At 56.0% G+C, this 5,357-nt stretch carries 2 rRNA genes; both read right to left on the reverse strand.

The window, feature by feature from the left end:
* Window positions 1-113 precede the first annotated feature (113 nt).
* Window positions 114-3,247 (reverse strand): 23S ribosomal RNA (locus NNX37_RS16325).
* Window positions 3,248-3,784: 537 nt separating this feature from the next.
* Window positions 3,785-5,312: ribosomal RNA gene (locus tag NNX37_RS16330) — 16S ribosomal RNA — on the reverse strand.
* The 16S and 23S rRNA genes sit together here, the layout of an rRNA operon.
* Window positions 5,313-5,357 lie beyond the last annotated feature (45 nt).

Raw genomic sequence — 5,357 nt, forward strand, 5'->3', positions numbered from 1 at the left:
CAGCAACCAACGGTTGTTGTCCGGGAACCACATAGTGGACGCAAGCAGCATGATCTACAACACCCTTTATACTTTGACGGACCGTTTGAAGTCGTGTCCGTCCAGGTGCTGGTGTGGTGTAAGTTATCGGCCTATTAGTACCGGTCAGCTTCACGGGTCTTTAGTCCCCGCTTCCACATCCGGCCTATCAACCCAGTGGTCTGGCTGGGGGCCTCTCACACACAAGGTGTATGGAAATCTCATCTCGAAGCGGGCTTCCCGCTTAGATGCTTTCAGCGGTTATCCCATCCGAACGTAGCTAATCAGCGGTGCACTTGGCAGTACAACTGACACACCAGAGGTTCGTCCGTCCCGGTCCTCTCGTACTAAGGACAGCCCTTCTCAAATTTCCTGCGCGCGCAGCGGATAGGGACCGAACTGTCTCACGACGTTCTAAACCCAGCTCGCGTACCGCTTTAATGGGCGAACAGCCCAACCCTTGGGACCTACTCCAGCCCCAGGATGCGACGAGCCGACATCGAGGTGCCAAACCATGCCGTCGATATGGACTCTTGGGCAAGATCAGCCTGTTATCCCCGAGGTACCTTTTATCCGTTGAGCGACGGCCATTCCACAATGTACCGCCGGATCACTAGTCCCGACTTTCGTCCCTGCTCGAGATGTCTCTCTCACAGTCAAGCTCCCTTGTGCACTTACACTCGACACCTGATTGCCAACCAGGCTGAGGGAACCTTTGGGCGCCTCCGTTACTCTTTAGGAGGCAACCGCCCCAGTTAAACTACCCATCAGGCACTGTCCCTGACCCGGATTACGGGCCGAAGTTAGATATCCAGTATGACCAGAGTGGTATTTCAACGATGACTCCACCCGAACTGGCGTCCGGGTCTCACAGTCTCCCACCTATCCTACACAAGCCACACCGAACACCAATACCAAACTATAGTAAAGGTCTCGGGGTCTTTCCGTCCTGCTGCGCGTAACGAGCATCTTTACTCGTACTGCAATTTCGCCGAGTTTATGGTTGAGACAGCGGGGAAGTCGTTACTCCATTCGTGCAGGTCGGAACTTACCCGACAAGGAATTTCGCTACCTTAGGATGGTTATAGTTACCACCGCCGTTTACTGGGGCTTAAATTCCCAGCTTCGCCCGTAAGGGCTAACCGGTCCTCTTAACCTTCCAGCACCGGGCAGGAGTCAGTCCGTATACATCGTCTTGCGACTTCGCACGGACCTGTGTTTTTAGTAAACAGTCGCTTCCCCCTGGTCTCTGCGGCCCCGATCCCCTCCGGACAGCAAGTGTCCATCAAGGTTGGGGCCCCCCTTCTCCCGAAGTTACGGGGGCATTTTGCCGAGTTCCTTAACCATAATTCTCTCGATCGCCTTAGTATTCTCTACCTGATCACCTGTGTCGGTTTGGGGTACGGGCGGCTGGAACCTCGCGCCGATGCTTTTCTAGGCAGCATAGGATCACCGGATCCCCCCGTGAGGGGGTCCCGTCGGATCTCAGGTTCGTCATCCAAGACACCGTGACGGATTTACCTATCACGGACCCTACGTCCTTAGACCAGGTCTACCATCGCCTGGCCCGGCTACCTTCCTGCGTCACACCTGTTAATACGCTTACCTCCCAGGATCAGGTCCCGTGCTCGGCCAAAACCCTCACACCACAAGGGTGATCGGGCAGGCTCCGGACGGTTAGTGTCCCCTGCTTGGTATGGGCGGTTCTTCGCCGGTACGGGAATATCAACCCGTTGTCCATCGACTACGCCTGTCGGCCTCGCCTTAGGTCCCGACTTACCCAGGGCAGATTAGCTTGACCCTGGAACCCTTGATCATTCGGCGGACGGGTTTCTCACCCGTCTTTCGCTACTCATGCCTGCATTCTCACTCGTGTAGGCTCCACCACTGGTTTACACCGCAGCTTCACTGCCCACACGACGCTCCCCTACCACTCCAGACGACTGAACCACGAAGGCTTATCTATATCTGAAATCCACAACTTCGGCGGTGTACTTGAGCCCCGCTACATTGTCGGCGCGGAATCACTTGACCAGTGAGCTATTACGCACTCTTTCAAGGGTGGCTGCTTCTAAGCCAACCTCCTGGTTGTCTGGGCAACTCCACATCCTTTCCCACTTAGCACACGCTTAGGGGCCTTAGTTGGTGGTCTGGGCTGTTTCCCTCTCGACTATGAAGCTTATCCCCCACAGTCTCACTGCTGCGCTCTCACTTACCGGCATTCGGAGTTTGGCTGACGTCAGTAACCTTGTAGGGCCCATTAGCCATCCAGTAGCTCTACCTCCGGTAAGAAACACGCAACGCTGCACCTAAATGCATTTCGGGGAGAACCAGCTATCACGGAGTTTGATTGGCCTTTCACCCCTACCCACAGCTCATCCCCTCCATTTTCAACTGAAGTGGGTTCGGTCCTCCACGACGTCTTACCGTCGCTTCAACCTGGCCATGGGTAGATCACTCCGCTTCGGGTCTAGATCACGCCACTGCATCGCCCTATTCAGACTCGCTTTCGCTACGGCTTCCCCTCACGGGTTAACCTCGCGACGTAACACTAACTCGCAGGCTCATTCTTCAAAAGGCACGCTGTCACAGCTACAAGGCTGCTCCAACGGTTTGTAGGCACACGGTTTCAGGTACTATTTCACTCCCCTCCCGGGGTACTTTTCACCTTTCCCTCACGGTACTTGTCCGCTATCGGTCATCAGGGAGTATTTAGGCTTACCAGGTGGTCCTGGCAGATTCGCACGGGATTTCTCGGGCCCCGTGCTACTTGGGATCCTCTCCAAGCGGCAGCATACATTCCGGTTACGGGGCTAACACCCTCTACGGCCCGGCTTTCAAACCGGTTCACCTATGCACCTGCACTCACTTCACCGATCCGGCAGAATCGGTACGGAAAGTCCCGCAACCCCAGTGATGCAACGCCCGCCGGCTATCACACACCACTGGTTTAGCCTCTTCCGCGTTCGCTCGCCACTACTAACGGAATCACTGTTGTTTTCTCTTCCTGTGGGTACTGAGATGTTTCACTTCCCCACGTTCCCTCCACGCACCCTATGTGTTCAGATGCGGGTCACCCGGTCACTCGCGCGCCGGGCGGGGTTTCCCCATTCGGACATCCTGGGATCAAAGTTCGGTTATCAACTCCCCCAGGCTTATCGCAGATTCCTACGTCCTTCTTCGGCTCCTGATGCCAAGGCATCCACCGTGTGCCCTTAAAAACTTGACCACAAAGATCAATTTATTATCGCTATCGAGAAAACCACGGTCTCCCCAGGCACCCCTTGAGGGGGCACCCGGATCCACCAGGTTTTTCTGAAATTGCACTTAATATTTTAAGATGCTCGCGTCCACTATGTAGTTCTCAAACAACAACCCCGTCACACCCTTCCCCGCACCCATACCCTCCCGCAAGGGAAGGTGTTACGTGTGCGGTTCCGGCCTGCGCAGGAACAAACAGAAACAAACCAGACCAACCCGCAGACCCTCCCCCCTTTGACAGGGAAACGGCCACGGGTGCCTGTTGCTTCAGGACCCAACAGTGTGCCAAACGACGAACCGGCCTTGCTCCGTGCTGCAGCAGGTGTTCCAGGAACCCTCCCGAAGGAGGGAACGTACTGACCCGTGCAGCCGGCAAGCCGGCGCCTATCCATTGATATTCCACCCTTGAGCACCCACCGGAGAACATATGTCTCCGATATGGGCATCTCCTGCGAAGCACACATCCAACACTGTGGAAGGACATGGTCTTCGAGGTGCTCCTTAGAAAGGAGGTGATCCAGCCGCACCTTCCGGTACGGCTACCTTGTTACGACTTAGTCCCAATCGCCGGTCCCACCTTCGACGGCTCCCTCCCGCAAGGGGTTAGGCCACCGGCTTCGGGTGTTACCAACTTTCGTGACTTGACGGGCGGTGTGTACAAGGCCCGGGAACGTATTCACCGCAGCGTTGCTGATCTGCGATTACTAGCGACTCCAACTTCATGAGGTCGAGTTGCAGACCTCAATCCGAACTGAGACCGGCTTTTTGGGATTAGCTCCACCTCACAGTATCGCAACCCTTTGTACCGGCCATTGTAGCATGCGTGAAGCCCAAGACATAAGGGGCATGATGATTTGACGTCGTCCCCACCTTCCTCCGAGTTGACCCCGGCAGTCTCCTATGAGTCCCCGCCATAACGCGCTGGCAACATAGAACGAGGGTTGCGCTCGTTGCGGGACTTAACCCAACATCTCACGACACGAGCTGACGACAACCATGCACCACCTGTAAACCGGCCACAAGTGGGGGACCTGTTTCCAGGCCTTTCCGGTTCATGTCAAGCCTTGGTAAGGTTCTTCGCGTTGCATCGAATTAATCCGCATGCTCCGCCGCTTGTGCGGGCCCCCGTCAATTCCTTTGAGTTTTAGCCTTGCGGCCGTACTCCCCAGGCGGGGCACTTAATGCGTTAGCTACGGCGCGGAAAACGTGGAATGTCCCCCACACCTAGTGCCCAACGTTTACGGCATGGACTACCAGGGTATCTAATCCTGTTCGCTCCCCATGCTTTCGCTCCTCAGCGTCAGTTAATGCCCAGAGACCTGCCTTCGCCATCGGTGTTCCTCCTGATATCTGCGCATTTCACCGCTACACCAGGAATTCCAGTCTCCCCTACATCACTCTAGTCTGCCCGTACCCACTGCAGACCCGGGGTTGAGCCCCGGGCTTTCACAGCAGACGCGACAAACCGCCTACGAGCTCTTTACGCCCAATAATTCCGGATAACGCTTGCGCCCTACGTATTACCGCGGCTGCTGGCACGTAGTTAGCCGGCGCTTCTTCTGCAGGTACCGTCACTTTCGCTTCTTCCCTGCTGAAAGAGGTTTACAACCCGAAGGCATTCGTCCCTCACGCGGCGTCGCTGCATCAGGCTTCCGCCCATTGTGCAATATTCCCCACTGCTGCCTCCCGTAGGAGTCTGGGCCGTGTCTCAGTCCCAGTGTGGCCGGTCACCCTCTCAGGCCGGCTACCCGTCGTCGCCTTGGTGGGCCATTACCCCAACCAACAAGCTGATAGGCCGCGAGTCCATCCAAAACCGCATAAAGCTTTCCACGGACCGCCATGCGGCGGTCCGTTGTATCCGGTATTAGACCCGGTTTCCCAGGCTTATCCCGAAGTCAGGGGCAGGTTACTCACGTGTTACTCACCCGTTCGCCACTAATCATTCTGTGCAAGCACAGAAGTCATCGTTCGACTTGCATGTGTTAAGCACGCCGCCAGCGTTCATCCTGAGCCAGGATCAAACTCTCCGTAAATGTGTTACAGACACAGACCGGGGACCAAGGAAAATTGGTCGACCG

This window comes from Arthrobacter zhaoxinii, from assembly GCF_024385505.1.
Lineage (GTDB): Bacteria > Actinomycetota > Actinomycetes > Actinomycetales > Micrococcaceae > Arthrobacter_B > Arthrobacter_B zhaoxinii.